The sequence below is a fragment of the Arenibaculum pallidiluteum genome, assembly GCF_017355985.1.
Taxonomy (GTDB): Bacteria; Pseudomonadota; Alphaproteobacteria; order Azospirillales; family Azospirillaceae; genus Arenibaculum; species Arenibaculum pallidiluteum.
In genome coordinates, this window is record NZ_JAFIQU010000007.1 from 186661 (window position 1) to 212278 (window position 25618).

29 protein-coding genes are annotated in these 25618 nt (G+C 70.5%); 16 read left to right on the forward strand and 13 right to left on the reverse strand.

What is annotated here, in order from left to right; all coding sequences use genetic code 11:
- Nucleotide 1 precedes the first annotated feature (1 nt).
- The 3 genes from JUB13_RS16570 (at nucleotide 2) to JUB13_RS16580 (ending at nucleotide 1445) form a co-directional block, all read left to right on the forward strand.
- Nucleotides 2-280 (forward strand): SemiSWEET transporter, encoded by a 279-nt coding sequence (locus tag JUB13_RS16570; RefSeq protein ID WP_207480890.1) that lies wholly within the window; start codon nucleotides 2-4, stop codon nucleotides 278-280.
- A gap of 117 nt (nucleotides 281-397) precedes the next feature.
- Nucleotides 398-1201: a serine O-acetyltransferase gene (gene cysE, locus JUB13_RS16575; protein WP_207480892.1), complete on the forward strand. Its 804-nt coding sequence runs from the start codon at nucleotides 398-400 to the stop codon at nucleotides 1199-1201.
- A gap of 19 nt (nucleotides 1202-1220) precedes the next feature.
- Nucleotides 1221-1445 (forward strand): sulfurtransferase TusA family protein, encoded by a 225-nt coding sequence (locus tag JUB13_RS16580; RefSeq protein ID WP_207480894.1) that lies wholly within the window; start codon nucleotides 1221-1223, stop codon nucleotides 1443-1445.
- A gap of 51 nt (nucleotides 1446-1496) precedes the next feature.
- Here the strand turns inward: JUB13_RS16580 and JUB13_RS16585 are convergent, their stop codons facing one another.
- The gene (locus JUB13_RS16585; RefSeq protein WP_207480896.1) at nucleotides 1497-2300 is read right to left on the reverse strand and encodes a peptidoglycan-binding domain-containing protein; all 804 of its coding nucleotides are present in this window, start codon (nucleotides 2298-2300) and stop codon (nucleotides 1497-1499) included.
- A 206-nt stretch (nucleotides 2301-2506) separates the two neighbouring features.
- Nucleotides 2507-2695 carry a hypothetical protein gene (locus tag JUB13_RS16590; protein ID WP_207480898.1) on the reverse strand — a complete coding sequence of 63 codons (189 nt, stop codon included), beginning with the start codon at nucleotides 2693-2695 and terminating at the stop codon, nucleotides 2507-2509.
- 369 nt (nucleotides 2696-3064) lie between these two features.
- Between JUB13_RS16590 and JUB13_RS16595 the strand changes: the two genes are divergently transcribed.
- Nucleotides 3065-5164 (forward strand): O-linked N-acetylglucosamine transferase, SPINDLY family protein, encoded by a 2100-nt coding sequence (locus JUB13_RS16595; protein WP_207480900.1) that lies wholly within the window; start codon nucleotides 3065-3067, stop codon nucleotides 5162-5164.
- 120 nt (nucleotides 5165-5284) lie between these two features.
- Here the strand turns inward: JUB13_RS16595 and JUB13_RS16600 are convergent, their stop codons facing one another.
- Nucleotides 5285-6196, reverse strand: a complete 912-nt coding sequence (locus JUB13_RS16600) for a phytanoyl-CoA dioxygenase family protein (RefSeq protein ID WP_207480903.1) — start codon at nucleotides 6194-6196, stop codon at nucleotides 5285-5287.
- A gap of 264 nt (nucleotides 6197-6460) precedes the next feature.
- Here JUB13_RS16600 and JUB13_RS16605 point away from each other — a divergent pair, with 264 nt between their 5' ends.
- Nucleotides 6461-6919 carry a MucR family transcriptional regulator gene (locus JUB13_RS16605; RefSeq protein WP_207480904.1) on the forward strand — a complete coding sequence of 153 codons (459 nt, stop codon included), beginning with the start codon at nucleotides 6461-6463 and terminating at the stop codon, nucleotides 6917-6919.
- Between the two features lie 162 nt (nucleotides 6920-7081).
- A complete protein-coding gene (locus JUB13_RS16610) occupies nucleotides 7082-7321 on the forward strand; it encodes a hypothetical protein (RefSeq protein ID WP_207480906.1) in 240 nt (79 codons plus the stop codon).
- 22 nt (nucleotides 7322-7343) lie between these two features.
- Here the strand turns inward: JUB13_RS16610 and JUB13_RS16615 are convergent, their stop codons facing one another.
- Both JUB13_RS16615 and JUB13_RS16620 read right to left on the reverse strand, forming a co-directional pair.
- Nucleotides 7344-7619: a hypothetical protein gene (locus JUB13_RS16615; protein ID WP_207480908.1), complete on the reverse strand. Its 276-nt coding sequence runs from the start codon at nucleotides 7617-7619 to the stop codon at nucleotides 7344-7346.
- A gap of 4 nt (nucleotides 7620-7623) precedes the next feature.
- The gene (locus tag JUB13_RS16620) at nucleotides 7624-7830 is read right to left on the reverse strand and encodes a hypothetical protein (RefSeq protein ID WP_207480910.1); all 207 of its coding nucleotides are present in this window, start codon (nucleotides 7828-7830) and stop codon (nucleotides 7624-7626) included.
- 343 nt (nucleotides 7831-8173) lie between these two features.
- Here JUB13_RS16620 and JUB13_RS16625 point away from each other — a divergent pair, with 343 nt between their 5' ends.
- Complete coding sequence (locus tag JUB13_RS16625) at nucleotides 8174-9790, forward strand: alkaline phosphatase (RefSeq protein WP_207480912.1); 1617 nt, start codon at nucleotides 8174-8176, stop codon at nucleotides 9788-9790.
- 121 nt (nucleotides 9791-9911) lie between these two features.
- Here the strand turns inward: JUB13_RS16625 and JUB13_RS16630 are convergent, their stop codons facing one another.
- Entirely contained in the window at nucleotides 9912-10568 is a 657-nt protein-coding gene (locus JUB13_RS16630; RefSeq protein WP_207480915.1) for an O-methyltransferase, read from the reverse strand.
- Nucleotides 10569-11031: 463 nt separating this feature from the next.
- Here JUB13_RS16630 and JUB13_RS16635 point away from each other — a divergent pair, with 463 nt between their 5' ends.
- Nucleotides 11032-11634, forward strand: a complete 603-nt coding sequence (locus JUB13_RS16635; protein ID WP_211115575.1) for a TetR family transcriptional regulator — start codon at nucleotides 11032-11034, stop codon at nucleotides 11632-11634.
- A gap of 46 nt (nucleotides 11635-11680) precedes the next feature.
- Here JUB13_RS16635 and JUB13_RS16640 read toward each other — a convergent pair whose 3' ends face one another.
- The 3 genes from JUB13_RS16640 to JUB13_RS16650 all read right to left on the reverse strand — a co-directional run bounded on the left by JUB13_RS16640 (nucleotide 11681) and on the right by JUB13_RS16650 (nucleotide 13154).
- Nucleotides 11681-12001 (reverse strand): hypothetical protein, encoded by a 321-nt coding sequence (locus JUB13_RS16640; RefSeq protein WP_207480919.1) that lies wholly within the window; start codon nucleotides 11999-12001, stop codon nucleotides 11681-11683.
- A 154-nt stretch (nucleotides 12002-12155) separates the two neighbouring features.
- Complete coding sequence (locus tag JUB13_RS16645; protein ID WP_207480921.1) at nucleotides 12156-12431, reverse strand: hypothetical protein; 276 nt, start codon at nucleotides 12429-12431, stop codon at nucleotides 12156-12158.
- Between the two features lie 258 nt (nucleotides 12432-12689).
- Nucleotides 12690-13154, reverse strand: coding sequence for an Lrp/AsnC family transcriptional regulator (locus JUB13_RS16650; protein ID WP_207480923.1), 465 nt, complete (start codon nucleotides 13152-13154; stop codon nucleotides 12690-12692).
- Between the two features lie 160 nt (nucleotides 13155-13314).
- On the opposite strand from JUB13_RS16650, the gene JUB13_RS16655 reads away from it, so the two are divergent.
- Nucleotides 13315-14328: a 1-aminocyclopropane-1-carboxylate deaminase gene (locus JUB13_RS16655; RefSeq protein ID WP_207480925.1), complete on the forward strand. Its 1014-nt coding sequence runs from the start codon at nucleotides 13315-13317 to the stop codon at nucleotides 14326-14328.
- A 4-nt stretch (nucleotides 14329-14332) separates the two neighbouring features.
- Nucleotides 14333-14635, forward strand: a complete 303-nt coding sequence (locus JUB13_RS16660) for a hypothetical protein (RefSeq protein WP_207480926.1) — start codon at nucleotides 14333-14335, stop codon at nucleotides 14633-14635.
- 18 nt (nucleotides 14636-14653) lie between these two features.
- Here the strand turns inward: JUB13_RS16660 and JUB13_RS16665 are convergent, their stop codons facing one another.
- Nucleotides 14654-15796 (reverse strand): GAF domain-containing protein, encoded by a 1143-nt coding sequence (locus JUB13_RS16665; protein ID WP_207480928.1) that lies wholly within the window; start codon nucleotides 15794-15796, stop codon nucleotides 14654-14656.
- Nucleotides 15797-15971: 175 nt separating this feature from the next.
- On the opposite strand from JUB13_RS16665, the gene JUB13_RS16670 reads away from it, so the two are divergent.
- The 3 genes from JUB13_RS16670 (at nucleotide 15972) to JUB13_RS16680 (ending at nucleotide 19416) form a co-directional block, all read left to right on the forward strand.
- Nucleotides 15972-17588: a GMC family oxidoreductase gene (locus JUB13_RS16670; protein ID WP_207480930.1), complete on the forward strand. Its 1617-nt coding sequence runs from the start codon at nucleotides 15972-15974 to the stop codon at nucleotides 17586-17588.
- Nucleotides 17589-17737: 149 nt separating this feature from the next.
- Nucleotides 17738-18460, forward strand: a complete 723-nt coding sequence (locus JUB13_RS16675; protein WP_207480932.1) for a response regulator — start codon at nucleotides 17738-17740, stop codon at nucleotides 18458-18460.
- A gap of 116 nt (nucleotides 18461-18576) precedes the next feature.
- Complete coding sequence (locus JUB13_RS16680) at nucleotides 18577-19416, forward strand: alpha/beta fold hydrolase (protein ID WP_207480934.1); 840 nt, start codon at nucleotides 18577-18579, stop codon at nucleotides 19414-19416.
- A gap of 67 nt (nucleotides 19417-19483) precedes the next feature.
- Here JUB13_RS16680 and JUB13_RS16685 read toward each other — a convergent pair whose 3' ends face one another.
- Nucleotides 19484-19996, reverse strand: a complete 513-nt coding sequence (locus tag JUB13_RS16685) for a MarR family winged helix-turn-helix transcriptional regulator (RefSeq protein ID WP_207480936.1) — start codon at nucleotides 19994-19996, stop codon at nucleotides 19484-19486.
- An 86-nt stretch (nucleotides 19997-20082) separates the two neighbouring features.
- Here JUB13_RS16685 and JUB13_RS16690 point away from each other — a divergent pair, with 86 nt between their 5' ends.
- Entirely contained in the window at nucleotides 20083-20607 is a 525-nt protein-coding gene (locus tag JUB13_RS16690; protein WP_207480938.1) for a YkgB family protein, read from the forward strand.
- A gap of 145 nt (nucleotides 20608-20752) precedes the next feature.
- Complete coding sequence (gene ubiM / locus JUB13_RS16695) at nucleotides 20753-21961, forward strand: 5-demethoxyubiquinol-8 5-hydroxylase UbiM (RefSeq protein ID WP_207480940.1); 1209 nt, start codon at nucleotides 20753-20755, stop codon at nucleotides 21959-21961.
- A gap of 117 nt (nucleotides 21962-22078) precedes the next feature.
- Here the strand turns inward: ubiM and JUB13_RS16700 are convergent, their stop codons facing one another.
- Complete coding sequence (locus tag JUB13_RS16700; RefSeq protein ID WP_207480942.1) at nucleotides 22079-22726, reverse strand: TetR/AcrR family transcriptional regulator; 648 nt, start codon at nucleotides 22724-22726, stop codon at nucleotides 22079-22081.
- A 113-nt stretch (nucleotides 22727-22839) separates the two neighbouring features.
- Between JUB13_RS16700 and JUB13_RS16705 the strand changes: the two genes are divergently transcribed.
- A complete protein-coding gene (locus tag JUB13_RS16705; RefSeq protein ID WP_207480944.1) occupies nucleotides 22840-23286 on the forward strand; it encodes a hypothetical protein in 447 nt (148 codons plus the stop codon).
- An 87-nt stretch (nucleotides 23287-23373) separates the two neighbouring features.
- Here JUB13_RS16705 and JUB13_RS16710 read toward each other — a convergent pair whose 3' ends face one another.
- Nucleotides 23374-25611 (reverse strand): caspase family protein, encoded by a 2238-nt coding sequence (locus JUB13_RS16710; RefSeq protein ID WP_207480946.1) that lies wholly within the window; start codon nucleotides 25609-25611, stop codon nucleotides 23374-23376.
- Nucleotides 25612-25618 lie beyond the last annotated feature (7 nt).

The window sequence follows — 25618 nt, forward strand, 5'->3', positions numbered from 1 at the left end:
CATGCAGGACCTTGCCCTCTTCGGAATTCCGGTATCGGAGCTGACCGGGCTCGTGGCCGGCACGCTCACGACGCTGTCCTTCCTGCCGCAGGCGCTCAAGACCTGGCGCACGCGGTCGGCGAAGGACATCTCGCTCGTGATGTTCCTGTGCCTGTGCGTGGGCGTCGCCCTGTGGCTCGCCTACGGGCTGATGATCGGCGCAGTGCCGGTGATCGTTTCCAACCTGGTGACCTTGGCGATCGCAGGCACCATCTTGGTGTTCAAGCTGCGCTACGGCTGAGGGCGGACTGCCGGGAGGAGCCCGGGCGCAGCCGGGCACGGCTGTCAAAACTTCAATTGTCCCGCTGGCGGAATTCGCGGAAAGTCTTCGCACCGGCCCCGCGGGGAGGAATCAGGAATGGACACGCTCGACACGACCTCCCGGACGCTGGAGACCTGGCTCGACCTCAGGCGCGAGGCCGAGACCATCGCCCGGCGCGAGCCCTTCCTGGCGCGGCACCTGGACGTGGTCCTGCTCGGCCACGCCACCTTCGACGAGGCGCTGGCGGGGCTGGTCGCGCACAAGCTGTTCGATGACACGCTCGAGGAAGGGGCGCTGCGCGACCTCGTCCGCGAGGCCGCGGCGGACCGGCCCGAGATCGTCGAGGCGGCCCTGGCCGACCTGCGCGCGGTGCTCGAGCGCGATCCCGCCGCCGGATGCCTGATCACGCCCTTCCTCTATTACAAGGGCTACCAGGGCCTGCAGACGCAGCGCGTCGCAAACTGGCTCTGGGCCCACGGACGGGTCCATGCGGCGCTCTACCTGCAGAGCCGCGTGAACGAGCGCTTCGGCATGGACATCCATCCTGCGGCCCGCATCGGGCGCGGCGTAATGATCGACCACGGGACCGGCGTCGTGATCGGCGAGACGGCGGTGGTCGGCGACAACGTCTCGATGCTTCAGGAGGTCACGCTCGGCGGCACGGGCAAGGTGCGTGGAGACCGCCACCCCAAGGTGCGGGACGGCGTGCTGATCGGCGCCGGCGCCAAGATCCTCGGCAATATCGTGATCGGCGAGGCGGCCAAGGTCGGTGCCGGCAGCGTCGTGCTGCACGACGTGCCGGCCCATTGCACCGTGGTGGGCGTGCCGGCCCAGGTGGTCTCGCGGTGCTGTCCGGGCGCCCCGGCGCTCTCCATGGACCACATGCTCCCCGAGGAGTGAGCGGGAGCGGATGACGGCCATGACAGCCGAGATTCTCGACGCGCGTGGGCTTGCCTGCCCGCTGCCGATCCTACGCACGCGGCGCCGGCTGGACGCGCTGGCGCCTGGCGCCGAGCTGGTGGTGCTGACGACCGATCCCGCATCAGAGATCGACTTCAGGCACTTCTGCAACACCACCGAGCACGAGCTGCTGGCCTTCGAGCGCGGGCCCGAGCACTTCACCTTCACGATCCGGCGGGGCTGACCCGCGGCGGCCGCTCGATGCTTCGGGTGGCTGCGCGGATGCCGGCGGCGCTCAGCGCCGCCGGTCGCCCACGACCCTGAGCGGCGGATCGGCGCGCAGCTCGCTGCGCGCGGAGCCAAGCGTCGGCTCGCGCCGCTCCTCGGCGGGCGCCTCGCGCAGGGGGCGCTGCGGCTTGCGCCGTCCGCTGGCCCACCAGAGATAGGCTGCGACCGCGAAGACGAGGACCAGCAGCGCGGCGATGCCCGTGCGCACCCATTCGGGCACGAAGAGGCCAGGGGGAGGGGCATCGGGGACCGCCGCCGTGCCGGCGCCCGGCAGGCTCTCGCCCGAGACGGCGCTGCGCGGGGCGGCCTGGGGTGCGGCGCCGGCGTCGCTGCCCTGGGCTCCGGCGCTGCCGACGGCCCCGCCGCGGCTCAAGAAGCCGCCGCCGGTCTCGCCGCCCTCCTGCCCGTCGATGCGCGTCGTCGGGGCCGCGCTGGGACGGGACGGCGCCGTCTCGGCCTGGCTGCGCGGGCGGGTACCGGAATTCTTGGGTGCGGCCAGATTGCCCACGGTGCCCTGGGCTTGGCGGCCTTCCATCAGCTTGGCAGTGGTCGCGGGGTCCAGGCGACCGGTGACCGGGATGCCGGCCTTGCGCTGGAACTCGCGCAACGCCGCCCGCGTCGGGTCGTTCAGATCGCCGTTCTCGCGCCCGGAATAAAGGCCGCGCTCCTTCAGCACGGTCTGGGCCCACTGGATGTCGGCCTTGCTGGCCTCCTGGGCCGCGGCCGGCGTTGCCGCAGCCAAGGTCAGCCCGCCAGCCATCACGACGCTCCTCAGCAGGGACGCCATCGCCTGCCGCCGAAGACCCGTCATCGATCGAACTCCTGCAATCGGTCCTTGTCCCGCACTCGCGGGACGTTCCTTTCTATCAGATAGGAGGAGGCGCATCTGCGCCAAATCGCGGTCGCGACGGCTTTCGCCCAAGGCCGAAACAGGCGGCGGAAGAAACCCAGGCGCAAGGGCCGAGGGCAGCCGGGCGCAGGGTTCAGGCGGCTGCGGTGCTCAAGCGCGGGTGATGCTCAGGCTGGTGTGGTGCCCAAGGGCGCGACGGCGGCCCGCACGGCATCCCAGCGCGCCGCGGCGTCGGCATTGCCCTCGGCCGCGGCCGTGCGGGCTTTGTAGGCCGCGACGGCGCCGGCAGCGCGGCCCCAGACGGCGATCATCCTGCTGACGGTAGCGTTGGGCGGAAGGGAGGCTGGAACGGTCATGGCTTCCCGAAAAAAGGGGCCGCCCGAGGGCGGCCCGAGTTGAACAGGGAGGCGTGCCATCGAAGACACGGGACAGGAACGGACGCGGGCCCTTCCGGTTCCCTGGCCGTAATCCTCTCAGAAGGGGTATGTTGTGGCCCGTTCGTGGGCATGCCGGGACCGCTGCCCGCGACATGGCGCGGCCGGCAGCTCCGATGGTCGACGCGGGCCCGCGGAGGCCGCAAGATCGCCAGGCGCAGACCGAAGGGCCGCAGGAGGGCCGGTGCCTATTTCCGGGATGTCATGACGGGGCAAGGGACTGAAGCGGGAACGGGAACGCTGCCGCTTCAGGCATGGCAGGCTCTCGCGCGCGGTGACGGGGACGGCGCCATGGCCATCTGGGCCGAGCTGCGCCGCCGCGCGCCGCGCGCCGCCGAGACCCTGGCCCTGGGCGGCGTGCTGCTGAAGGAGAGCGGCGCCGCCGATGCGGCTGTCCCGATGCTGCGCCAAGCGCTGAGGCTCGATCCCGGCCACGGGACGGCGGCCAGGGCGCTGATGGACGCGCTCGAGGGGCTCGGCGACATGGCCGGCGCGCAGCAGGCCGGCCGGGAGGCCCTGGCCTTCAGCCCGGCGGATCCCGAGCTGTGGGGTGCCCTCGGCGGCCTGCCGGCGGCGGCCGATCAGAGCCGGGCGCTGGCCTACTGCCGGCGCGCGGTGCTGATCGACCCCGATAGCGCCCCGGCGCGGCTGCGCCTGTCCTTCGTGCTGGATTCCGGGGGACAGGCGGATGCCGCGGCGGCTGCGGCGCGCGGCGCGCTGGTTTGCGATCCCGCCCTGCCGGCCGCGTTCTTCCAGCTCGTCCAGCTCGCCCTGCGGCGTGGGGAGCCGGAACAGGCCGCGCGGCATTTCCTGCGGCTGGCGCGTCTGGCGCCAGGAGCGCTGTCGTCCCGGCTCTGCGTGGTCCTCGGCGAGACGCTGCGCCGGGCCGGCAAGCCCGAACTGGCCACGGCGGTGGCGCTGACGGGCATCGCGGCCTTGCCGGAGGAGCCGCGCCTGCTGGTGCTGCTCGGGACGGTCCGCGCCATCGGGGATCACGACGGCGCGCGGGCGGCGCTGGAGGCGGCGCTGATCCGCGACCCCGCCAATGCGCTGGCGTTGAACGCGATCGGCCTCGGCCGCTCTCTGACCTGCGAGGCCGAGCGGGCCGTCACCGCGCTGCGGCGCGCGGTTCGGGCCGATCCCTCGGACCCGCAGGTGCACAGCAACCTGCTGCTCACGCTGCAGTATTCGGCCGCCATCGCGCCGGACGAGAAGGCCGCGCTGCACATGGAATGGGGGCGCAGGCACGGCGCCCCGGAGATCCCCGAGCGGCCCGCGCGCCGCGCGCGGGATCGCGGCGGGCGCCTGCGCGTCGGCTATCTGTCGCCCGATTTCTACGCCCATCCCGTGGTCGCCTTCCTCGAGCCCGTGCTGGCCCATCACGACCGCGGCCGGTTCCAGGTGTTCTGCTACAGCACCGGGGCGCGGGACGATGCCGTGACCGAAAGGCTGCGCGGGCGGGCGGATGTCTGGCGCGAGATCCGCGACCTCCCGGACGCGGAGGTCGCGCAGCGCATCGCGGAGGACGGGATCGACGTCCTGGTGGACCTCGCCGGCCATACCGGCGGCAACCGGCTGCCGGTCTTCGCCCGCCGCCCGGCGCCGGTTCAGGTGAACTGGCTGGGCTATCCCGACACCACGGGCCTGCGCGCCATGGACTACCGCCTGACGGACGCGGTGGCCGACCCGCCCGGCCTGGCAGATGCCCGGCACGCCGAGACGCTGTGGCGCATGCCCGGCTGCTTCCTGTGCTTCGGCCCGCCCGCCGATGCGCCGGCCGTGGCGCCGCTGCCTTCCCTGGAGCGCGGCTTCGTGACCTTTGGCAGTTTCAACAATCTCGCCAAGCTGAACGAGAATGTGGCGGCGACCTGGGCGGAGATCCTCCACGCCGTCCCGGAATCGCGCCTGCTGCTGAAGGCCGCGGCGCTGGCGAATGCCGGGACGCGGGCGCGCGTGCTCGGCTGGCTCGCGGTGCGCGGCATCGCAGCGGATCGGGTGGACCTGCTGACGACCATCGCTTCCGCCCGCGAGCATCTGGGCCTTTACGGCGCGGTGGACGTGGCGCTCGATCCCTTTCCCTACAACGGCACCACCACGACCTGTGAGGCCGCCTGGATGGGTGTCCCGACCGTGACGCTGCTGGGCGGGACGCATGTCGCCCGGGTCGGCGCCAGCCTGAACGCGGCTCTGGGGCTGGAGCGGCTGGTGGCGCCGGATGCCGCCGCCTACCGCGGCCTTGCGGTGTCGCTGGCCTGCGACCTGCCGGCCCTGCAGGCGTTGCGCGCCGGTCTGCGGCCGCGCATGGCGGCTTCGCGCCTGTGCGATGCCGCCGCCTTCACGCGCAGCCTCGAGGAGGCCTATGCCGCGATGCTGGCACGTGCCCGCCCGTGATCGCGCGGCACGGGGCCGCGGGAACGCCATGGCTTCGCGGCGGTTGTAGAAGAGACTCCCTGATCGTACGGAACTGACCCCGCGGGCCCAAGGGGGCCCGCGGGACCTTTTGCGCGGCTCCTAGCCCTTCGTCCGCCCGGGCGGGGCGACGAACAGGCGGCAGGCGCGCGCATCCAGGCTCGCCGCCAGGCCGGGGGGCAGCGCCTCGGCCGGCAGCTTCACGTCATAGCGGTACAGGCCGACCGGCAGCACCGAATACTGGACCTGCATCATCAGGCGGCTGGCGCGCCGCGGAGGCTCGCCGCGATGCAGGCCGAAGGTGTCCGCGAGGAAGGCTGTGCCCGCGGGGCCCAGCAGCATCCTTGGCCGGCCATGCGCTGCGGCCTCGTCTGCGCTCAGGTCGCGCAGGCGGATGCCGCCCGGCGTCCTGTGCGAGCCCTCCACGTAGACATGGGGCCCGCCGCCCTCCTCGACGGCGCCGAGATACACGAACAGCTTCAGCGAGATCCAGTCGTCGACGTCGCGGTGGAAGGTCTGGCCCCAGCTCGGGTCTTCCCGCCCGGGATGCGAGCGCCGCACTCCGATACTCGAGATCGTCGGCCGGCATCCCAGATAGGCCGCGGCGATGCGCAGCATCGCGGGCGAGGCCGCCAGGGCCAGGAGGTGCGGGCAGCCGAGCACGTCGCCCGTCGCGAACTCCTCGACCGAGCCGTCCCGGCTCCGGGTTTCCGGCTCGCGGCTCTCGAAATGGGCGCGGATCGCCCCGACCTGGCCGTCGTCGAGGACGCGGCCGAGTTCCCGCACGCCGTCACGGCGGAGCGCGGACAGCACCGCCGCCTCGGCGCCGACAGGCGATCCTGCCGGCACATCGTTTGGCGTATCGCCCCTCAGGGCGGCGCCGGCGAGCCGGCCGATCAGACTGCCGATCCGGCGCCGACGCGCCGGATGGCAGACGCAGCGTTGCGCGTAGTAAGCCGCCGCCTTGAGCGGTGCGAACCCGGCTTTCGCCGGCGTCAGTTGCGCCATGTGCATGGGAGCCCCCTCCACTGCCCGGAGGGTCGAAAAGCAAGCTCCATGCCATTGTCGAGATGCCGCCCTGCGCCTCGTTCGCTTCGCCGCACCGGTTCCCGACTGTAAAGGAATCCGAATTGGGGAAAGGGGGTAGTCCCCTTCATGCGCGTCGCTGCCCCCGGCTTTGGTGCAGCGCAAGGCGGGCCGTGCGGGGCAAAAGTCCTTGCGCAGCCGGAAACATGGTTTCACCTTCGCAGGGAACAGCCAGTTGGAGACGTTCGTCCGATGACCATCGACGATACTTCTGAGACCCGGCACGATCTTGTCGCCATCACGGCGGAGATCACGGCCGCCTATCTGCGCGGAAACCCCCTCCCGGTCGAGGAGCTGCCGGGCGTGATTGGCACCGTGTTCGATTCCCTCAGGAGCCTGGGCCGGACCGAGACGGTCGAGACGGTGCAGGAACCCGCTGTGCCCATCAAGCGCTCGGTCCAGCCCGACAGCATCGCCTGCCTGGAATGCGGCAAGCGACAGAAGATGCTGCGCCGGCACCTCGCGGCGGAGCACGACCTTGATCCGCAGACCTACCGTGCGAAGTGGAACCTGCCGCCCAACTATCCCATGACGGCGCCGAACTACTCGGAGAGCCGGTCGGCCCTGGCCAAGTCCAGCGGGCTCGGCCGCCGGCCGCGCTCGGGCGGACAGCGCGGCGCCGCGGGCGGGCGCCGGCGCGCCGCCAAGTGAGGCGCCGCGCGTCGCCCGGCCTAGCCCGGCCCGGCGCGCGGCATGCCCCTCGGGAGAAGGGCGCAGCCATCGGCTCGCGCTTTCATCAAGCTTGCGGTAAGGATCGGGCGCTAGCTTGCCGATCCCCAGCCGCGCCGCGGCCCCCCCTCGAGCCGGAACGTCATGCCCCGCAGCCGTCCTACCTGCGCAGAATGCCCGTCCTGGAAGCGGAAGGAAGGGCAGGTCACCATACGCTGCGCCATAGACGGGACGCCGACCCTGGCGGACCACCACTGCCATGTGCGGTTCCGCGGGCCTCGCGGCGCGGCCGTGCAGGAGACGCTGTTCACAGGCGATGCCGAGACCCTTCGCCGGGCGGAGGAACTGCTGGCCGGCCTCATGGGCGCGGAGCCGCGCCGCTAGCCGGCACCACGCCAGCACCGCGTCAGCGCCACAGCAGCGGCGGTCTTTCCGGACCACGCCCTTCCGGGCGGGCCGTGCGGGCGGACGGGCCGGCCTTGCGGGGCCTGTTGCTGTAGGCCGCGTTGCTGAGGGTCGCGCGCACGCGGCCCATGGCCTCCAGGCAGGACGCCCCCGGATGCATGCGCTGGTAGGTCGCCAGCGCCCGGGAGAAGGCCAGGTCGGGATCATCGCAGCCGTCGAGGCCGTGCCGGTAAGCGTCCAGGATCCGCTTGGCCGTTTCGGCGGTGTCGGGCGCCATGGCCTCAGCCTCCGGGCGCCGCCTCGGACCGGACCGGCTGGGCGACCAGCGCGGAGACCGCGAGGCGGGCTTCGCCATCGGGAATGTCGGGATGGAGGCGCCGGAACTGCGAGACCGCGCCGCCGAGCGCGTCCTCGCGGTCTGCGCCGCGGGTCACGGCCTCCAGGAAGGTCAGCCTGACGGCTTCATGTGTCGGGGGCAGGTTCGGCATGGGCGGCCTCCGGCCAGTGCGGCTGTCACGGCGCGGATGATGGGCGATCGGTCCGCCACGGGCGAGATGCCCGGACGGTAGAAGCCGGGACGCACAGCCGCTCCCACGCCTCGTGCGTTGGAATGAAAGACGGTGCCTGATGGAGCGCGCCGATCAACATCCGAGTGTTGAGGTTCGCAGTGAACTATTTCTGGAGATTTATTGCCGTAAACTGGAGAACAATAATCCAATAACGTGAAACAGGCTACAATATTTATTTAACCTAGGCATCACGGGACTGCCGCATGGTGCCCATAGCTTCCCGCGCGTCAGCAGCACGCTGTCGCCCGGAAGGAGTGAGCTCATGGCCGACGTACAGACCCCCGTCTCGGCGAAGAACGTCATCTTCATGCTGCCAGACGGCGCTTCTGCGTCCTACATGGCGAACTACCACTATTTCAAGGAAGGGGCCGGTGCCCCGGTCTGGGAACCCCTGCTGAAGGGGATGGTGCAGACGGGATCGTTCAACAACCCCGTGACTGACTCGGCGGCCGGCGCCACCGCCTATGCCACCGGTGTCGGAACCCGCAACGGCTCGGTCGGCGTCGACTTCTTCGGGAACGAGCTGACCTCGGTCATGGACCTCGCCTCCGATGCCGGCAAGGCGACCGGGATCGTCTCCACCGCGGCCATCACCGACGCCTCGCCCGCGGCGTTCGCCGCCAGCAATCCGCAGCGCGGCGATCAGGCCGACATAGCCCAGCAGTACGTCGGCGACAACGAGCTCGACGTGATCCTCGGAGCCGGCCGCGCTCAGTTCACCGACGAAGGGGAAGGCGGAGTTCAGCCCGACGGCACCGATCTGATCGGCCTCGCCGAACGGCAGGGCATGGCCTATGTCGACAGCGCCCGAGACCTGGCCGACTTCGATGGCGGCCGGGTCCTCGGCCTGTTCAGCGACGAGGAGTATCTCGACCCCATCGGCGAGCGTCCGGCCGGGCAGCCGTCCCTGGCGCAGATGACCGAGGTCGCGCTCGACACGCTGTCCAGGGACGAGGACGGCTTCGTGCTGTTCCTCGAGGAGGAGAACACCGACACCTTCGGCCATGCCCATGACGCCGCCACGGCGATGCACGCCATGGCGTCCTTCGAGGCCAGCATGCAGAAGGTGCTGGATTTCCAGAAAGAAAACCCGGACACGCTGGTCGTCATGGTCGCCGATCATGACACCGGCGGGATGTCGGTGCAGCCGGGCCCAGGGGCGACGCCCGCGGTGTTCCGCGACTTCACCGCAACGGCGGCGGCCGAGATGGCGGAGCGGTTCGATCCCGCCGACGCCGACTCCATCCGCGCTACCGTCGCCGAGCATACCGCGCTGACGCTGAGCGACGAGGAGATCGCGGCCCTGCAGGGCAGCGAGGATGTCGCGCTTGGCCTAGCGGAGCTGCTGAGCGCAAAGGGCGGCGTGGCGTTCACCACCACCGGCCACACCGGCGTCGACGTTCCGATCTACGCCATCGGCCCGGGTGCCGAGCTGTTCGCCGGCGTGCAGGCGAATTCGAGCGTCGGGCAGCACGTCGCCGATGCCTTGGGTCTGCCGCTGCCCCCAGACCAGCAGGATGGCGGTGCCGACCGCATCGCGGTCACCAGCCTGTTCGACAGCGTCTTCGGCAGCATCCCGGCAGTGAACACGGTGCGCAACCTGGTGGCGCAGCTCCCGGAGGGCGGGCTGGACGGCTTGGCCGACCGCTTTGCGGGCCTGTGGGCAGGGCTGGACGATGCCGATTTCCTGTCCACCGTGCTGGAGAACACGTTCGATGCGCCGCCGGAGGCATCGGATCTCGCCCGTTGGAGCGAGGCCCTGGCGGACAATGGCGGTGATCGCGGTGACGTCCTGCTGAGCATCTCGGAGCTCCCGGAGCATATGGCCGCTCTGTTGACGCTCCCTGTTTCCCAAGCCGACTACAGTCCGATCGCCTGAGGCGGATGGGCAGCGCTGCATCCCGCCGGTCTATCCGAGGGCGGGATGCAGCGGCCTTTGTCGGGGATCGCGAGCATCCACCCTCGGGCCGCCGGCGAGGGCGCAGGCGCCGTTCCCGGCTTCAGCCGATGCGCACGGTCAGCTCGACGTCGTCGGTGAAGGGGATCGACAGATATCCCGCCATCGGCGAGCGCACGCGCTCGAGATACTCGGGGCAGAAATTGGCGTCGTCCGCGACGATGATCGCGCCCGGCCTGAGGCGGCTTTCCACCAAGCTCAGGATCTCGAGATAGAGCGCCTTGGTTCCGTCGAGCAGGAGCAGATCGATCGTCTCGGGCAGGTCGGCGCGAAGCGTCTTGAGGGCATCGCCCTCGCGGATCTCGACCAGGTCGGCGAGACCGCCCGCCGCGATATTCTCGCGCGCCCGCGCCGCCTTCGAGGGCTCGAACTCGGTGGTGATGAGGTGGCCCCCGCCATTGTCGCGCAGCGCCGCGGCGAGATGCAGGGTCGAGATGCCGAACGAGGTCCCGAACTCCACGATCGACCGCGCCCTTGTGGTCCGCGCCAGCATGTAAACCAGCATGCCGGTCTCCCGCGAGACGGCAAGCCAGTGGTCCTTCAGGCGCCCGTAAAGGTCGCAGTATCCGGTCTTGCTCTGCAACAGGCGTGCTCCGTTCCCGCCCGACTTCAAAGCCATGGCGGGGTCGGGATCCACATCGGTCTGCCCGAGCAACCGGTCCAGCAGGGGCGCAAGCGGCCCGGTCGTCAGCGTGCTCATATGTCGCTCCAATGCGTTGGTGAATGCGTCCTCGCCCCTGTCTTGGATACGACTATTCATTCGCGTTCGCTAATCGCGTTGGCCCGCAGCTCCGAGGCCTCCCGCACAAGTTGTTGATTCTCCTCGCTAAAGGAGTTCGGGGCGAGGCGCCCGGGGGCCGGGCGGGGCCGGTCGTTTTCCAGCCACTGTTCAGGTTTCGGGGGGCGGTTTCGGGGGTTTAGCTTTCGCGGGCGGCGCGGCTGTGCTGGCAGCCGGCGGCCGGATCCGGAGCGCGCCATCGAGCGTGTGCGCAATGCAGCCCGCGGGTCCCTGTCGTCTATGAACGAGGTTGCGGCACCTCCGAACATTCGGTCCCGCAAAAATCGGGTCGTTGCATGAGGCTTAAAATGCGACTAATCGTTCACGTTGCCCGTTCGCGTTTGCGCGAGGCGCTGTGACCAAGGGGCGAAGCGTCCGGATATCCTTGAAGAAGCAGCCGCAGCAGGCCCGCTCGACCGAGCTCGTCGCCGCGATCCTTGAGGCTGCCGTTCAGGTTCTCGCGAAGGAAGGCGCGCAGCGCTTCACCACGGCGCGGGTCGCCGAGAAGGCCGGCGTCAGCATCGGGTCGCTCTATCAGTACTTCCCGAACAAGGCCGCGATCCTCTTCCGCCTCCAAAGCGATGAATGGCAGCGGATGGCCGTCCTTCTACGCACCATTCTCGAGGATGCCGGCAGGCCGCCCCTGGAAAGGCTGCGTGCTCTGGTCCATGCCTTCGTCCGCTCCGAGTGCGAGGAGGCCGAGATGCGCGTGGCGCTCAACGACACCGCCCCGCTCTATCGGGACGCGCCCGAGACGCGGGAGGCACAAGCCGCGGGCTACCGCATCCTTCGCCTTTTCATCCATGAGGCTCTGCCCGGATCCGCGCAGGAGACCCGCGAACTGGCGGTGGACCTGATCATGACGACCATGAGCCGGGTGGCGAAGAGTTTCTCGGAGTCTCCCCGGACCGCGGCGGAGATCGATGCCTATGCTGACGCCATGGCTGACATGTTCTGCGCCTATCTCAAGGCTCTGGGGCGCGACTGAGCCGAAGAGCGAGGGCTGGCGCTCTCACGCCAGCCCTCGGCGGACCTCACATGCGCGAGTAGGGCCCGCCCACCGACTGGTCGAAATCCGGCCGATGCTGTGCCGCCGCGGGCGCATCTGTGGCCGTTCGGGGATCGAGGCGCGTCGGTCCCGACCCCGGCTCCGGCGCTGCCGACAGGGCGCCGGTCCCGAACGGCCTGGCGGCGGCATGCCCCATTTCCGCGTTTCCGGAAGCCGCGTGCCCGGGGTGCCGCGGCATCTCGGCCGCGCTGCCGGGGAACAGCGGGTTCGGAGATCCCTCCCCGGCGAGGGCGGCGCCCGTCGCCAGCACGGCGGATAGGGCAAGGGCATAGGCGATGGTCTTCATGATGGACACCTTTCGAGGATTGCTGTGGCGTTGCGTATCGGGCGCCGCGCGGTCACGCCGGCAGTCCGCTCAGGCTGCTTGCCGTGTTGCGGCGATGGCCGCGGCTTCGGTTCGCGGCGCCAGGTCGGGGCGGGCCGGGCCCGTCCGGTCCGCGTCAGTACGGCCAGATCGGGAACGGCGGCACCTCCGCCGCCGGCACCGTGCGGCGGATCCGCATTGCGCGGATCAGCGCCGACGGGATCCGGGTCAGGGCCGCGAGCCGGCCGGGGAGCCCGGCCTCCGTCTCGATGACTCCTGTCCCGATGGCTCCGGTCCCGACGGCTCCCGTCCCGATGGCCCCTATGCCATGGGTGACGGTCCCATGCGCGCCGGGCCGGCGCCCGGTGGTGTCATGGGGATCCGATGTCTGTCGCGACGGCAAGGATCTCATTTTCGCCCTGCGCTGCAGTGGAGCCGGTTGATGCCGGCGCGCGCGCCAGGGCCCCAAAGGGAGGCCCCGAGGGACGGCGGGTGCCCCGACGCCCCGGTGCGTGCGGCGGGACCATCGGGTCCCGCGAGCCGAGGCTGCGAGGATCTCGGGCGCAGGTTGCGCGACGATTTCAGCGGGCGTGAACCCGGCTACATCTCGAACAGAGCCCGGCGCGCCGGAGAGAGGCCGGTCCGGCAGGGCTCGCGGTGGCCAGGGCGCCTAGAAGTCCAGCGGCGCGTTGTCGACGACCTCCTTCATCACGAAGAAGGAGCGTGTCTGCCGCACGCCGGGAAGGGCGATCAGCTTTTCGCCGTGGAGGCGGTTGAAGTCGGCGATGCCCGCGACCCGGATCTTCAGGAAGTAGTCGAAGTCCCCTGCCACCAGGTGGCAGTCCAGGACGAAGGCAAGCTTCGCGACGGCCGCTTCGAAGGCGCCGAAGCTCTCGGGCGTCGACCGGTCGAGGACGATTCCGACCATCACCAGCGTGCCCCGCTCGACCTTTTGCGGCGCGATGATCGCCCGCACGCCAGCGACGAAGCCGTCGCGGAACAGCCGCTGCAGGCGCCTGTGGCCCGTGGCGGCACTGACGCTGACGCGCTGCGCGAGCTCGGCGTTTGTCAGGCGCCCGTCCTGCTGGAGCAGGCGCAGCATTTTCAGATCGATGCGGTCCAGCCCATCGTCCATGGAAGCTCCTTCCGAAAAGGTCAGCCCTGACGGAAGCCATGGGCAGTCGTCAGGTCATTCTCTCAGATGACTGCTCAAATATGCAGCGCAATCAGAGAGCACCTTTCCCAGGGCAGGAGCTAGTCTTTCCCCATCACCTCGCTGCCAAGGAGATGGAAGGATGCTGGAAAGCTTCGAACGCTATCCCCTCACGTTCGGGCCCACGCCCATCGAAAGGCTCGGGCGGCTTTCCGCATATCTCGGCGGCAGCGTAGAAGTATACGCGAAGCGGGAGGACTGCAATTCGGGACTTGCCTATGGCGGCAACAAGCTGCGCAAGCTCGAATACATCATTCCCGATGCCATCGCCTTGGGGGCCGACACGCTGGTCTCGATCGGCGGCGTGCAGTCCAACCACACGCGGATGGTGGCGGCGGTCGCAGCGAAGATCGGCATGAAATGCCGGCTCGTGCAGGAGGCCTGGGTGCCGCACGAGGACGCCGTCTACGACCGGGTCGGCAACATCATGCTCAGCCGCATCATGGGTGCCGATGTCAGGCTTGTCGAGGAGGGCTTCGACATCGGCATCCGCGGGAGCTGGCAGAATGCCATCGACGAGGTCAGGGCCACGGGCGGCCGGCCCTATGCCATCCCGGCCGGGGCCTCGGTGCACAAATACGGCGGCCTCGGCTATGTCGGCTTCGCGGAGGAGGTCCGCGCCCAGGAGCGCGATCTCGGCTTCGCCTTCGACTACATCGTCGTCTGCACCGTCACGGGGTCGACCCATGCGGGGATGACCGTCGGCTTCGCCGCCGACGGACGCCAGCGCCGGGTGATCGGGATCGACGCGTCCGCCACGCCGGCGCGGACCAGGGCCCAGGTCCTGGAGATCGCGTGCAGCACGGCCGCCCTGGTCAATCTCGGGCGAGACCTGTCGGAGGAGGACGTGGTCCTTCTCGAAGACTACGCCTACCCCGTCTACGGCGTGCCTTCGGAGGAAACGAAGAACGCGATCCGCCTGTGCGCGCGCCTTGAAGGAATGATCACGGACCCGGTCTACGAGGGGAAATCCATGCAGGGCCTGATCGACCTCGTGCAAAAGGGCTACTTTCCTGCCGGCTCCCGGGTTCTCTACGCCCATCTCGGCGGCGCGCCCGCGTTGAACGGCTACGGCTACACCTTCCGGAACGGGTGATGCGATGGAAGCCGTCATTCTTTGCGGGGTTCCCGCCGCCGAGGCGGGGATCCAGAAGATGATCCTCGACTGCGTGACCCTGCTGGAGACCGAGGGCGCCGGCACGCTCGGCTTCGTCGGCCGCGGGCCGGACGGCGATGCGGGCGGCAGGACGATCATCGCCGTCAGGCTTGCCAGCGTCGGGCGCGCGGAGACGCTCATGCGGACCTGGCGCCGCGAGCGCGGATTCCCGCCGACGGTGGAGCTCACGCTGCTCCGCGTGGAGGGCGCAGGGCATCACGGCGGGCTCGCGGCGATGTTCCCCTGACGCCGCGGGCCCGGAGGGCTAACGGCCCTTGTGGTCGAGCGCCTCGAGAGCCCATCGCAGCTGCCGGTCGGCGGCGCGCAGCTTGATCTCGTCCGCGGTCAGGGCCGCGAGATTCGCAAGGATCTGCTTCTGCGTCTCGTCGAAGCTGCGCGGCCGTACGTCGATCACGCAGAGCGAGGCGACGGCGAAGCCGTCGGCATCGATCACCGGGCACCCGGCATAGAACCGGAAGCCCGGCCCGCCTATGACGGCGGGATTGTCCGCGAAGCGCTCGTCCGCCGTGAGGTCTTCGGCGACGAAGACCCCCTCCTGCAGGATCGTGTGATTGCAGAAGGCCCAGCTTCGCGGCGTCTCGATCATGTCGAGCCCCTGGCGCGACTTGAACCACTGCCGCGTCGGGGTGAGCAGTGTGAGCAGGGCGACAGGCACATCGAGGGTGCGCGTCGCCAGCCAGGTCAGGCGGTCGAAGCAGTCCTCGGGCGGCGTGTCGACGAGCCCCAGGCGCTCGACCGCGAGAAGCCGCTGGCCCTCGTTCCCGGGAACGGGAAAGGGCGGCGTCCCCTCGAATGGAACGATTGGCCCGCCGGTGCCGCGAAGGGTGGCTTCCAGCGCCTCGGGCAGGGTGGGCAGCCCATCGATGAACCGCGTGGACCCCGTATCATGACCGCCTGTGCCGTTCCGGGCGGCCGCGCGGCCGACGACCAGCACGCGGGTGTGGCCGAGCGCCGGGTTGGACCGCAGGCTGTCCAGGATCGCCTGCCGGCCGCTGTCCGGCTGCTCGGCCTCGATCACCACGACGGCCGGCAGCCGGTAGCCGATCGCGAGCAGCGCCGCATGGGTGTCCGAATAGCTATCGAGGGCGCCACAGCCCGCCTTGACCAGCGCTCTTTCATAATCGGCGATGCGTTCCGGCCGGGCGATCAGGACGACCCGTGCCGAGGCGAAAGCCGGCGCGACCCGTTCCGGGGCGGACTCCGTCTCCCCATCCGCACCCGGCACCAGCGCCAGGACGTCCCGGCGGTACACCCGGCGATGACCGCCCGGCGTCTTCCACGACGGGACGGAGCCGCTCTCGATCAGAAGCTGAGCCGTCCGCACCGAGACACCCAGGATCCTGGCCGCATCCGTCGTCGTCAGGATCTCCTTGTCCGAACCGTACATCGCATCCTCGTCCAGGCCGCCATGCCGCCCACCGCGCCGATGAAGTTCGTCCCAGTTTGCCCACTTGACAAGGGGCGCAAAATGATTTTTTTGATGGATCTGATAAATTTGATAACTCAGTCCGACATCGCCGGGAGCGCAGCCCAGGCGCCCACAATTTTTTCAGGAGCATCCCATGAGCGACATTCTTCCCTTCGACCGTCCTGAGTTCGCGGATCGGGTCGCCGCCAACCAGCGCCGGCTGACCGCGGATCTCCACGGCAGCTACGACTTCATCGTCTGCGGGGCCGGCAGCTCGGGCTCGGTGGTCGCGCGCCGCTTGGCGGAGAACCCCTCGGTCCGGGTCCTGCTGATCGAGGCCGGCGGCAGCGACGACATGCCGACCGTCATGGACCCCATGGCCTGGGCCGCCAACCTGGGCAGCGCCAACGACTGGGGCTACGTGACCGAGCCCAACCCCCACCTGAACGGCCGTGCCCTCCCCCTGAACGCGGGCAAGGTCGTGGGCGGCGGGTCGAGCATCAACGTGATGGTCTGGGCGCGCGGGCACCGCAGCGACTGGGACCATTTCGCCAAGGAAACCGGCGACGAATCCTGGGGCTATGACTCGGTCCTGGGGATCTATCGCGACATCGAGGACTGGCAGGGCCGGCCCGATCCCCGCCGCCGCGGCACGGGCGGGCCCCTCTACGTGCAGCCGGTGCCCGATCCCGGGCCCGCAGCAGTGGCGATGGTCGATGCGGCGCGGGAGATCGGGATTCCGACCTTTGCGAGCGCGAACGGTGAGATGATGGAAGGCGACGGTGGCTGCGCCTTCGAGGATGTCCTGATCCGCAACGGCAGGCGCAATTCGATCTTCCGGGCCTTCACCTACCCGGTCCTCGACCAGCCCAACATCACGCTGCTGACCGGCACGCAGGTGACCCGCGTCATCGTGGAGCGCGGAAAGGCCGTCGGCGTCGAGGCGGTGCGCGAAGGGCGCAGGCTGCGGTTCGCAGCCGACAGGGAGGTCGTGCTCTCCCTGGGGGCGATCCAGACGCCCGCGCTGCTGATGCGGTCCGGCATCGGCGACGAGGGGGAGCTCCGCCAGCATGAAATCCCCGCGATCCTGCCCCTGCCCGGTGTGGGCGCGAACCTGCAGGACCACGTCGCCTTCTGCTGCATCTGGGAGTACCGCGAGCCCATCGCGCCGCGGAACACCGGCAGCGCGGCGACGCTGTACTGGAAGACGGATCCCTCGCTGCCGAGCCCCGACCTGCTCTTCTGCCAGGTCGAGTTCCCGGTGCCGAGCCCCGAGACGGCGCTCCGGGGCGTGCCGGCGCATGGCTGGACCATGTTCGCGGGACTCGCGCAGCCGAAGAGCCGCGGCCGCGTGAGGCTCAGAAGCGCCGACCCCCTGGCTGCGCCCCGGATCGAGCACAGCGCCCTTTCGGACCCCGAGGACGTGCGCGCGGCCATCGCAGCCGTCGATCTCTGCCGCAGGCTCGGCAGCACCCGCGCCTTCGACCCGCTGGTCGTGCGGGAATCGCTGCCAGGCGAGCTCGGCCCGGCCGAGATGGAGCAGTTCGTTCGCGACGCCGCGGTGACCTACTGGCACCCGACCGGCACGGCCAGGATGGGACGCGACGAGATGTCCGTCGTCGACGGCAAGCTCCGGGTCTACGGCATCGATCGGCTCCGCATCGCCGACGGTTCGGTGATGCCGCGGATCGCCACGGGTAACACCATGGCCCCCTGCGTCGTAATTGGAGAGAAGGCGGCCCGCGCCATCCGGGCGGAGCACGGCTTCTGAACCGATCGCCGCGGCGGCCCGCGGGGCGGCCGGCGGGCGGGGTGATGCGCATTGCCGCCGCCCGTCCCCTGCGCCGTGCCGGGGCACCCTCGTACCCAGCCATGACGGCCCCGACCAGGGCCGGCCATGAGCGATCCCCGAGTGAACGCATGAACCAGAAGCATGTCCTTGTCGTCGACGACGATCACGCGATGCGGGATCTGATCGCCGATTTCCTCTCCAGCCACAGCTTCGAGGTCAGCTCCGCCGCCGACGGCACCGCCATGGCCCGGATCCTGGAGGCGAAGCCCGTCGACCTGGTGGTGCTGGACCTCCAGCTCGGGCGCGAGGACGGGCTCGACCTGATGCGCAGTGTCGTCGCACGCTCCAGCGCCCCGGTCATCATCATCACCGGGCGGCGGGTCTGCGAGGCGGACAGGGTCCTGGGGCTCGAGCTCGGGGCCGACGACTACATGACCAAGCCGCTGAGCCTGCGCGAGCTCCTGGCCAGGGTCCGCACGGTGCTGCGCCGCGTCGAGGCGGCGGAGCGGTCGTCCCGCGCGCGGGAGAGGCGCCTGCGCTACCGGTTCGCGGGATGGGAGCTGGACAGCCATGCCCGCACCCTCGTCGCGCCCGACCAGCAGGTCATCAAGCTCACGGCCGCGGAGTTCAACCTGCTGGTCGCGCTCCTGCGCGCCCCCCAGCGGGTGCTGACGCGCGAGCAGCTGATCGCCGCCAGCCGCGTGCACCCGGACGAGGTCTACGACCGCAGCATCGACGTGCTGATCCTGCGCCTGCGCCGGAAGCTCGAGGCCGACCCGTGCGAGCCCAGGATCATCCGGACCGAGCGCGGCGTCGGCTACATGATGGCCGTTGCCGTCGAGATCCACTGAGGATGCCGCCGTCCTCCGCGATCCTGAAATCGTCGCGTAACACGCGGAGGCGATAACGCCGGTCTCGCCACCCGCGGGTGGCGGGACGACGAGAACGACACTGGAGCAAGGCAGGCATGACCACTGCAGCCCCAACGACCCTCACGACCGAAGTCGCAGGGTCCGAGATGAGCTATCTCGACATCGGCTCCGGCGAGCCCGTGGTGCTCGGCCACAGCTATCTCTGGGATTCCCGGATGTGGCTGCCGCAGGTCGAGGCGCTTTCCCGGACGCACCGGGTCATCGTGCCCGAGCTCTGGGGCCATGGGCGGAGCGGCCGGCTGCCGGAGGGCACGACCGGCCTGCAGGACGTCGCGCGCCACCATCTGGCGCTTCTCGACAAGCTCGGGGTGGAGCGCTTCGCGCTGGTGGGGCTGTCCGTCGGCGGCATGTGGGCGGCCGAGATGGCGCTGGCGGTCCCCGAGCGGGTGAGGGCGCTGGTCCTGATGGACACCTTCCTGGGCGAGGAGCCCCCGGAGACGCGGGCGAGGTATTTCGGGATGCTTTCGGCCGTGGAGGCCGCGGGCGCCATCCCGGAGGCCATCGGGCAGGCCATCCTGCCGATGTTCCTGGCCCCCGCGACCATCGAGAACCGTCCAGAGATCGTCGGCCTCTTCCAGAGCGCGCTGGCCGGCGTGGCGCCCGACAGGCTGGTGGACACCATTGTCCCGCTCGGCCGGATGATCTTCGGACGGCGCGATGCGCTGCAGGACCTCAGGACGATCCGGGTGCCGACCCTCGTGATGACCGGCCAGCACGACCTCTCCCGCCCCGTGGCCGAGGGACGGGCGATGGCTGAAGTCATGGGATGCGCCTTCGCGGAGATCCCGGGCGCCGCCCACATCCCGACCCTGGAGGCACCGGAGGAGGTGACCGGCCAGCTCCAGGGCTTCCTCGCCAGGCCCCCGATCGGCTGAGCGCCGCGGGGGCGTCCCGCGGCCGATCCGGGCGGTCCTTGGCGCGCCCCGGCTGTCCGCCGGGGCGTCAGCCGCGGGCCTCCAGCTCCGCATCCACGGGGCAGTCCGTGCAGGCGCCGGGATCGCAGAGCCGGCACACCGTGTAGGCGTGCTCCTCGCTCTGCAGGGCCGCCCGCAGCATCTTCTCGGCAAGCCGTCCGAAGACCGCCCGCTCCTCCGGCGACAGGGCGGCCAGCGCCCGCGCAAGCGTGCCCTGCCGCGCGGCGAGGATCGCGGCGCAGGCCTTCTCTCCCTCGGGTGTCAGGACCAGGGCGACGGCCCGGCGGTCGCGCTCGGACGGTTGGCGCGCGACGAGCCCGTCGGCCTGCAGCCGGTCGACCAGCCGTACCGCGCCGGGATGGGACAGGCCGAGCGCGCGCCTGAGCCGCTCGATCGGCAGGCCGGGCACATGCCCGAGCAGCGTCAGCGCGGCCGCGGCCGATCCCGCCTCCGGGGCCCGGCTCTCCGCTGCGCGCAGAAGCTCGTCGGCGATGGCCAGCGACAGGGCGCCGGCGATGTTCTCGATTCTGGGATCCCTCATCCCCCAAAGATATATGCGCGACGCATGGACATCAAGGCTGGAACGGCCTATTGTATGCGTCACGCATATATTAGATGGAGGTTGCAATGCAGCTCTCGTTCCTTTCCGGCCCGGCCGTCCATCGGTTTGCAGGCCATGCCGTCCTCGCGGGCAGAACTCCCGCCGTCCTGAGGGCCGGGCGCGCAATCGCGCTTGCGGGGGTGGTCCTGCCGCTGCTCATGATCGGCGTGCTGAAGTTCACGCAGGTGGAGATCGACGCGCTGAAGCCGCTGGTCGGCGGCACGCCTTGGCTGGCCTGGCTGTATGCCGTCTTCGGGGAGGCCGGCGCCTCCTACTTCCTCGGCGTCGTCGAGATCGCGACGGCGCTGCTGCTGCTCGCGTCTCCCTGGTCGGCCCGGTCGGGCATCCTGGCCGGTGCGCTCGGGACCGTGACCTTCACGCTGACGACCTCGATCCTCTTCGCGCTTCCCGTCTGGGAGGAGGCGTCCGGCGGCTTTCCCTGGCTGAACGCCCTGGGCGCGTTCCTGATCAAGGACGTCGCCCTGCTCGGCATCTCGCTGGTCGTGCTGGCCGAAGGGTTGCAGCGGGAGATCGGCCGCCCGGCCGCCTGACGGGCCGTACCCGCCCCCGGGCAGCTTCATGTCGTCGCGGGTGTCAAGCGCCGGCTTGGCACCTGCATGGCGGGCGCTAGATTTACATGTCCCTGAACGTCCTTGCCCTTGATCCTGGCCGCCGACGGCCTCCCGGGAGATCCGCATGGGTCAGCACCCCCAGTATGACATCGCCGTCGCGGGCGGCGGACCGGCAGGCCTCGCCTTCGTCCGGTCGCTCGCCGGTACGGGGCTGCGGATCGCGGTCGTCGACGGCCAGCATTGGGATGCGTTGGAGAGGCCTGCCTTCGACGGGCGCGAGATTGCCCTGACCCACCGCTCCATGTCCCTTTTGAAGCGGATGGGGGTCTGGGACTGCATCGATCCCGAGGATGTGTCCGACCTGCGGGCCGCGCGCGTGATGGACGGCGGCGATCCCTACGCTCTCAGCTTCGTTGCCGACGAGGCAGGGCGCCTGGGCGTGCTGATTCCGAACCACCGCATACGCGAGGCCCTTTTCCATCTCGTCGGCGCGCAGCAGGGCGTGGACTTCGTGCCGGGGCGCCGGATCGTTCGCGCGCGGGTGGCACGGAGCGGCCATGCCCCTTTCCGGGGGCGCCTCGAGCTCGACGACGGCACGGAGATCGCCGCGCGGCTGCTGGTGGCGGCGGATTCGCGCTTCTCCTCCGTGCGGAACCAGCTCGGCGTCGGCGCCGACATCAATCGCCTGGGCCGGTCGATGATCCTCTGCCGCGTGCGTCACGATCACGTCCATGACCACGTCGCGACCGAGTGGTTCGACTACGGGCAGACGCTGGCGCTGTTGCCCCTGAACGGGATGGAGCGGGACGCGCGGACCTCGTCGGCGGTCCTGACCCTGCCCACGCGCCAGGCGGAGGAACTGGCGGCCCTGCCGGACGCGGAGTTCGAGCGCGAGCTTGACCGGCGCATGAAGGGCCGGCTCGGCACGGTGCGCCTGGCCGGGTCGCGCCATCTCTATCCCCTGGCCGTCACCTGGAGCCGCCGCTTCGCCGGCGAGGGCTTCGCCCTGATCGGCGATGCCGCGGTGGGCATGAACCCGGTCACGGCCCACGGCTTCAACCTGGGCCTGAAGGGGCAGGACCGGCTGGCCGGCCTGATCCGCCAGGCCGCCGCCTTGGGGCGGGGGATCGGCGCCTACGCGCTTCTGGCGGGCTATGAGGCGGGACATCGCCGCGATGCCCTTCCGCTCTATCTCGGCACCAACATCGTGGCGCGCCTCTTCACCGACGAGGGGCCGGCCGCGCGCATCGCCCGGCGGGTCGCCCTCAGGGCCGCGCAGAGCATGACGCCCTTCAGGCATGCCGTCCGGGCGATGCTGACCGATCCCGGGTGATCGCGGCGGGTGTTCGCGTGACCCAGCCGCCCGGCCCAGTCCGCCTGATGCCTGTAGAGGTGCCGAAGGCAAGCCTCGCCGACGGTACGCCATCGACATCGACACTTCCACGCCGGATCAGGCACCCCGGATCAGGCGCCCGATGAAGAGGTCCAGGGCCCTATGCACCGCGACAGGGGGGGCTTCGCCGGTGACGTTCCATTCCGGGAAATGCCCGTCGACGGCCATGCGGGCCAACCCATAGCCGAAGGCGCGCGCGGAAAGGACGAGCTGCGGCACCTCTGCCGGCGAGGACAGCATTCCACGCCGTGCGGCTTCGGCCAGCAGGTCCTCCATCAGGACGCGGATCGCGTCGTTCTGCTCGCGCAGGGCTCCGGACGCGGGGAAATCGATCAGGGTGCGCGAGCTGATGATCTGGAAGTGGGTCGGGTTGCCCAGCGCCCAGTCCAGGTAGGCATGCCCCAGTGCCGAGAAGCGTGCCATGGGATCATCGGGAGCGGCCGCCACGGCGGCGGCGACCATGCCGCTGAGCCGTGCCATCGCCTGTTCGGCAACGGCCGTCATGAGAGCCGCCTTGGTCGGGAAATGCCTGAACGGCGCCCCGGGCGAGACTCCGGCCCGTTTGGCGGCTTCGCGGATGGAGACATGCTCCACGCCGCGCTCCTCGATGATGGCAATCGTCGCCGCGATCAGCGCGTCGCGCAGATTGCCGTGGTGATAGCGGGCGTTCGGGTCGCCGGCCGCGGGATCTGGTCGGGATCGCATGGGACCGATCATACCACCGGCCGGCACCATATGTAATCGCCGATTACATTTCGCTGGCCGGGGTGCCCCAGGGTGATGTAAGCATTGCTTACTTCGCTCTGGGAGACTGGATCATGGACATCAGATTGCCCCTCGCGCTCGCCTTGCCTGCCCTGCTCGCCATCAGTCCCGCCCGGGCCGGGGACCTGCCAAGCCTCACGGTCTCCTGGCCGAAGGACGGAACGGAGGTGATCCTCGGCGACGATCCGGAGCGCGCAATCGGCGTCGTGGTGAAGAGCAGCTTCGCGCTCAAGCCCGCGGGGCAATGCGGGACCGACCTGCAGTGCGGGCACCTGCACCTGAAGATCGACCCGCAGGGCGACAGCTGCAACATCCCCGGCCGGCCGTACAACAGCATGAACAGCGACCTCGGCGGCGAGGTGATCAAGGCTCGCTTCGGTCATTGCGGCACCGCGACGGGTCCCCACGTGATCGGAATCCTGCTGGCCGATGACCAGCACCGCCCCGTGCTCGTCGACGGCAAGCCGGTGACGGCCCTGGTGCGCGTGGTGACGCGATAAGGCGGTGCAGCGGCGGCGGGAGGCTGCGGCTAAGATGCGTCCTCGGCCTTCTGCCCGTGGCAGCTCCGGATGTGCGGTCCTTCTCCGTCAGTTCCGCGCCATGTTGCTGCCGTTCCAGATCCCCGATCGCTGGCGGCCGTCGGGATAGATCTGGATTCCGGCCCCGTCCTGCCGGCCATCCTGGAACAGGCCCAGATGCTGCCCGCCATCCGCATAGACGAGTTCGCCATGACCCTGCGGACGTCCCCGGACGAAGGGGCCACGGTACCGGTCCCCGTTGGCGAAGCGCATCTCGCCCAGCCCCTCGCCCCGGCCATCCCGGACTGCGCCGGTGTAGCGATCGCCGTTGGCGAAGGTGACGATGCCGTAGCCGTTCTGCCGCTGGTTCATGAAGCTGCCCTCGTAGCGGAGCGCCTTGGCGAAGGACATCACGCCATGGCCGACGATGGCGTCCTGGCCCCATTCGCCCTCGTAGCGGTCGCCGTTCCCGTAGCGGTAGACGCCGTAGCCGTGGCGCTTTCCATTCTGCAGATCGCCCGCATACTCGTCGCCGTTCGGGAGAATCATGACGGTCCGCTGCCTTCTTGCCGCGTCCGATGCGGCCAGGGCCCGCTCGCGCGCCTCGTTCGCCCGCCTGGCGGCCTCCTGCGCCTTGCCGACCTCCTGAGCGGCACGGCCCGCCGCGCCCCGCGCGGAAGCGACGGCGTTCCGCACCTCGGGCGCCAGCCCGTCCGCGCCGTCGGCCTCCTCCGGGGCGGCAGAGGGACGCATCGCCAGCTGCTGGCCCGCGGCACTTCCGGAGCCTTCCTTCGCTGCGCCCGAAGATCCGCTCGTCCCCACGGCAGGACCCGCAGGTCCGGGAGCCGAGGCCTTGATCGCCTGCGGTTCCGGCGCCCTGGCCTCCGCCGTCTCCAGCACGCTTGCCGGAACGTAGCCCTCGGACGCGCCGAGGCGGATCCGCGCGAAGCTGGATGGCGAGGCCTGGTCCAGCACCTGTACCTGGTCTCCGGGCACGACCCTGCCGATGCCGGCCGCCCCGATCTGGGGCTGCGCGAATACCGTCTGCGCGGTCCGGACGGCATAGCTTCCCGGGCGAAGGCCCTGGGCCTGCAGCCCGTCGCCCACTGCGGCCTGCCGCCTGTCCGGCGGCCCTGCCGGCGCCGCCAGCGCGATCTCCGCCTCGACCTCCGATGCGGGGCGCAGGAAGCGGGCCGAGACGAAACCCTCCTCCGCGCCGTCCCGGACCCGCAACCAGTCGCCGCCCTTCACCCGCCCGGTGGCGGTCACCTTCCGCTTGGCGGGCAGCACGCGGATCACGGCGGCATCCGTGCCGGGCGACCGGCGGAAATTCACGTCGCTCTCGACGACCATGGCCTCGTCCAGCGCCGTCACCTCCACCGGAGGCTCCGTGCGCGGCGCGCCGGCAGGGTCGGAGGCCAAGGGCGGCGTTGCCGGCGGTGTGTGCGGTGCCACGCCGACCGCCTGTGACGGCGGGGCCGGCGGAGGGGGAGCGGCCGCGACCACGGGCGGCGCCGGCGGCGGCGTCACGGCGACGAAGTCGCCGGTCATCTGGTCCCGGAACCACGGGCGCTGCGCATTGCCCGTGCGCGCCGCGACGGTGCGTTCCACGGCATCGAGCGCCTTGCGCAGCTCGATCCCGGGCCTGACGATCTCGCGGGCCAGGGCTTCGGCATAGGGCCCCGGCCCCGCGCCGCCGGGCTGGCCGGCTGTGGAGGGGCCGGCTGCGACGCCGGGCTGGTGGCTGTAGGCCACCAGGAGGCCCGGCATGGACGGGGGCGTCTCGGCGGCGGGCTTCACTGCCGCTCCCGCGCCCAGCGCCGCGGCCAGCTTCTCCGCGGGCGGGTTCGGGATGACGGAGTCCACGATCACGATGGCGCGGTGCGAGGCGTCCTGGACGAGGCGCAGCATGCGCTCCAGCTCCACCATTCCGAACAGGGCGTCGAAATCGGTGGCGATGTCAGCATCCACGGGGACGAGGAAACTGTTGCTGCCGATCGCGACCGTGTAGCCCGTGAAGTAGACGAGCCCGACATCCGCGGCCGCCAGGCGGTTCTGGAACCCCTGCAGGGTCGAGGACAGCTCCCGGAAGCCGAGGTTGCGGGCCACGGTGACGCCGAACCCCGAGGCGGTCAGAGCCGCCGCCACGGCCGCGCCGTTGGCCTCGGCCGCGGCCGCCGGGGCACCGGCATAGGTGGAATTGGCCACGACGAGGGCGGCGCGCCGCTCGGCGGCCTGCGCCCCCGGGACGAGACAGCAGAGCAGGATCACCGCGAAGCACGCGCCAGGAAGCCGTCCCCGTTCCATGCTCGAT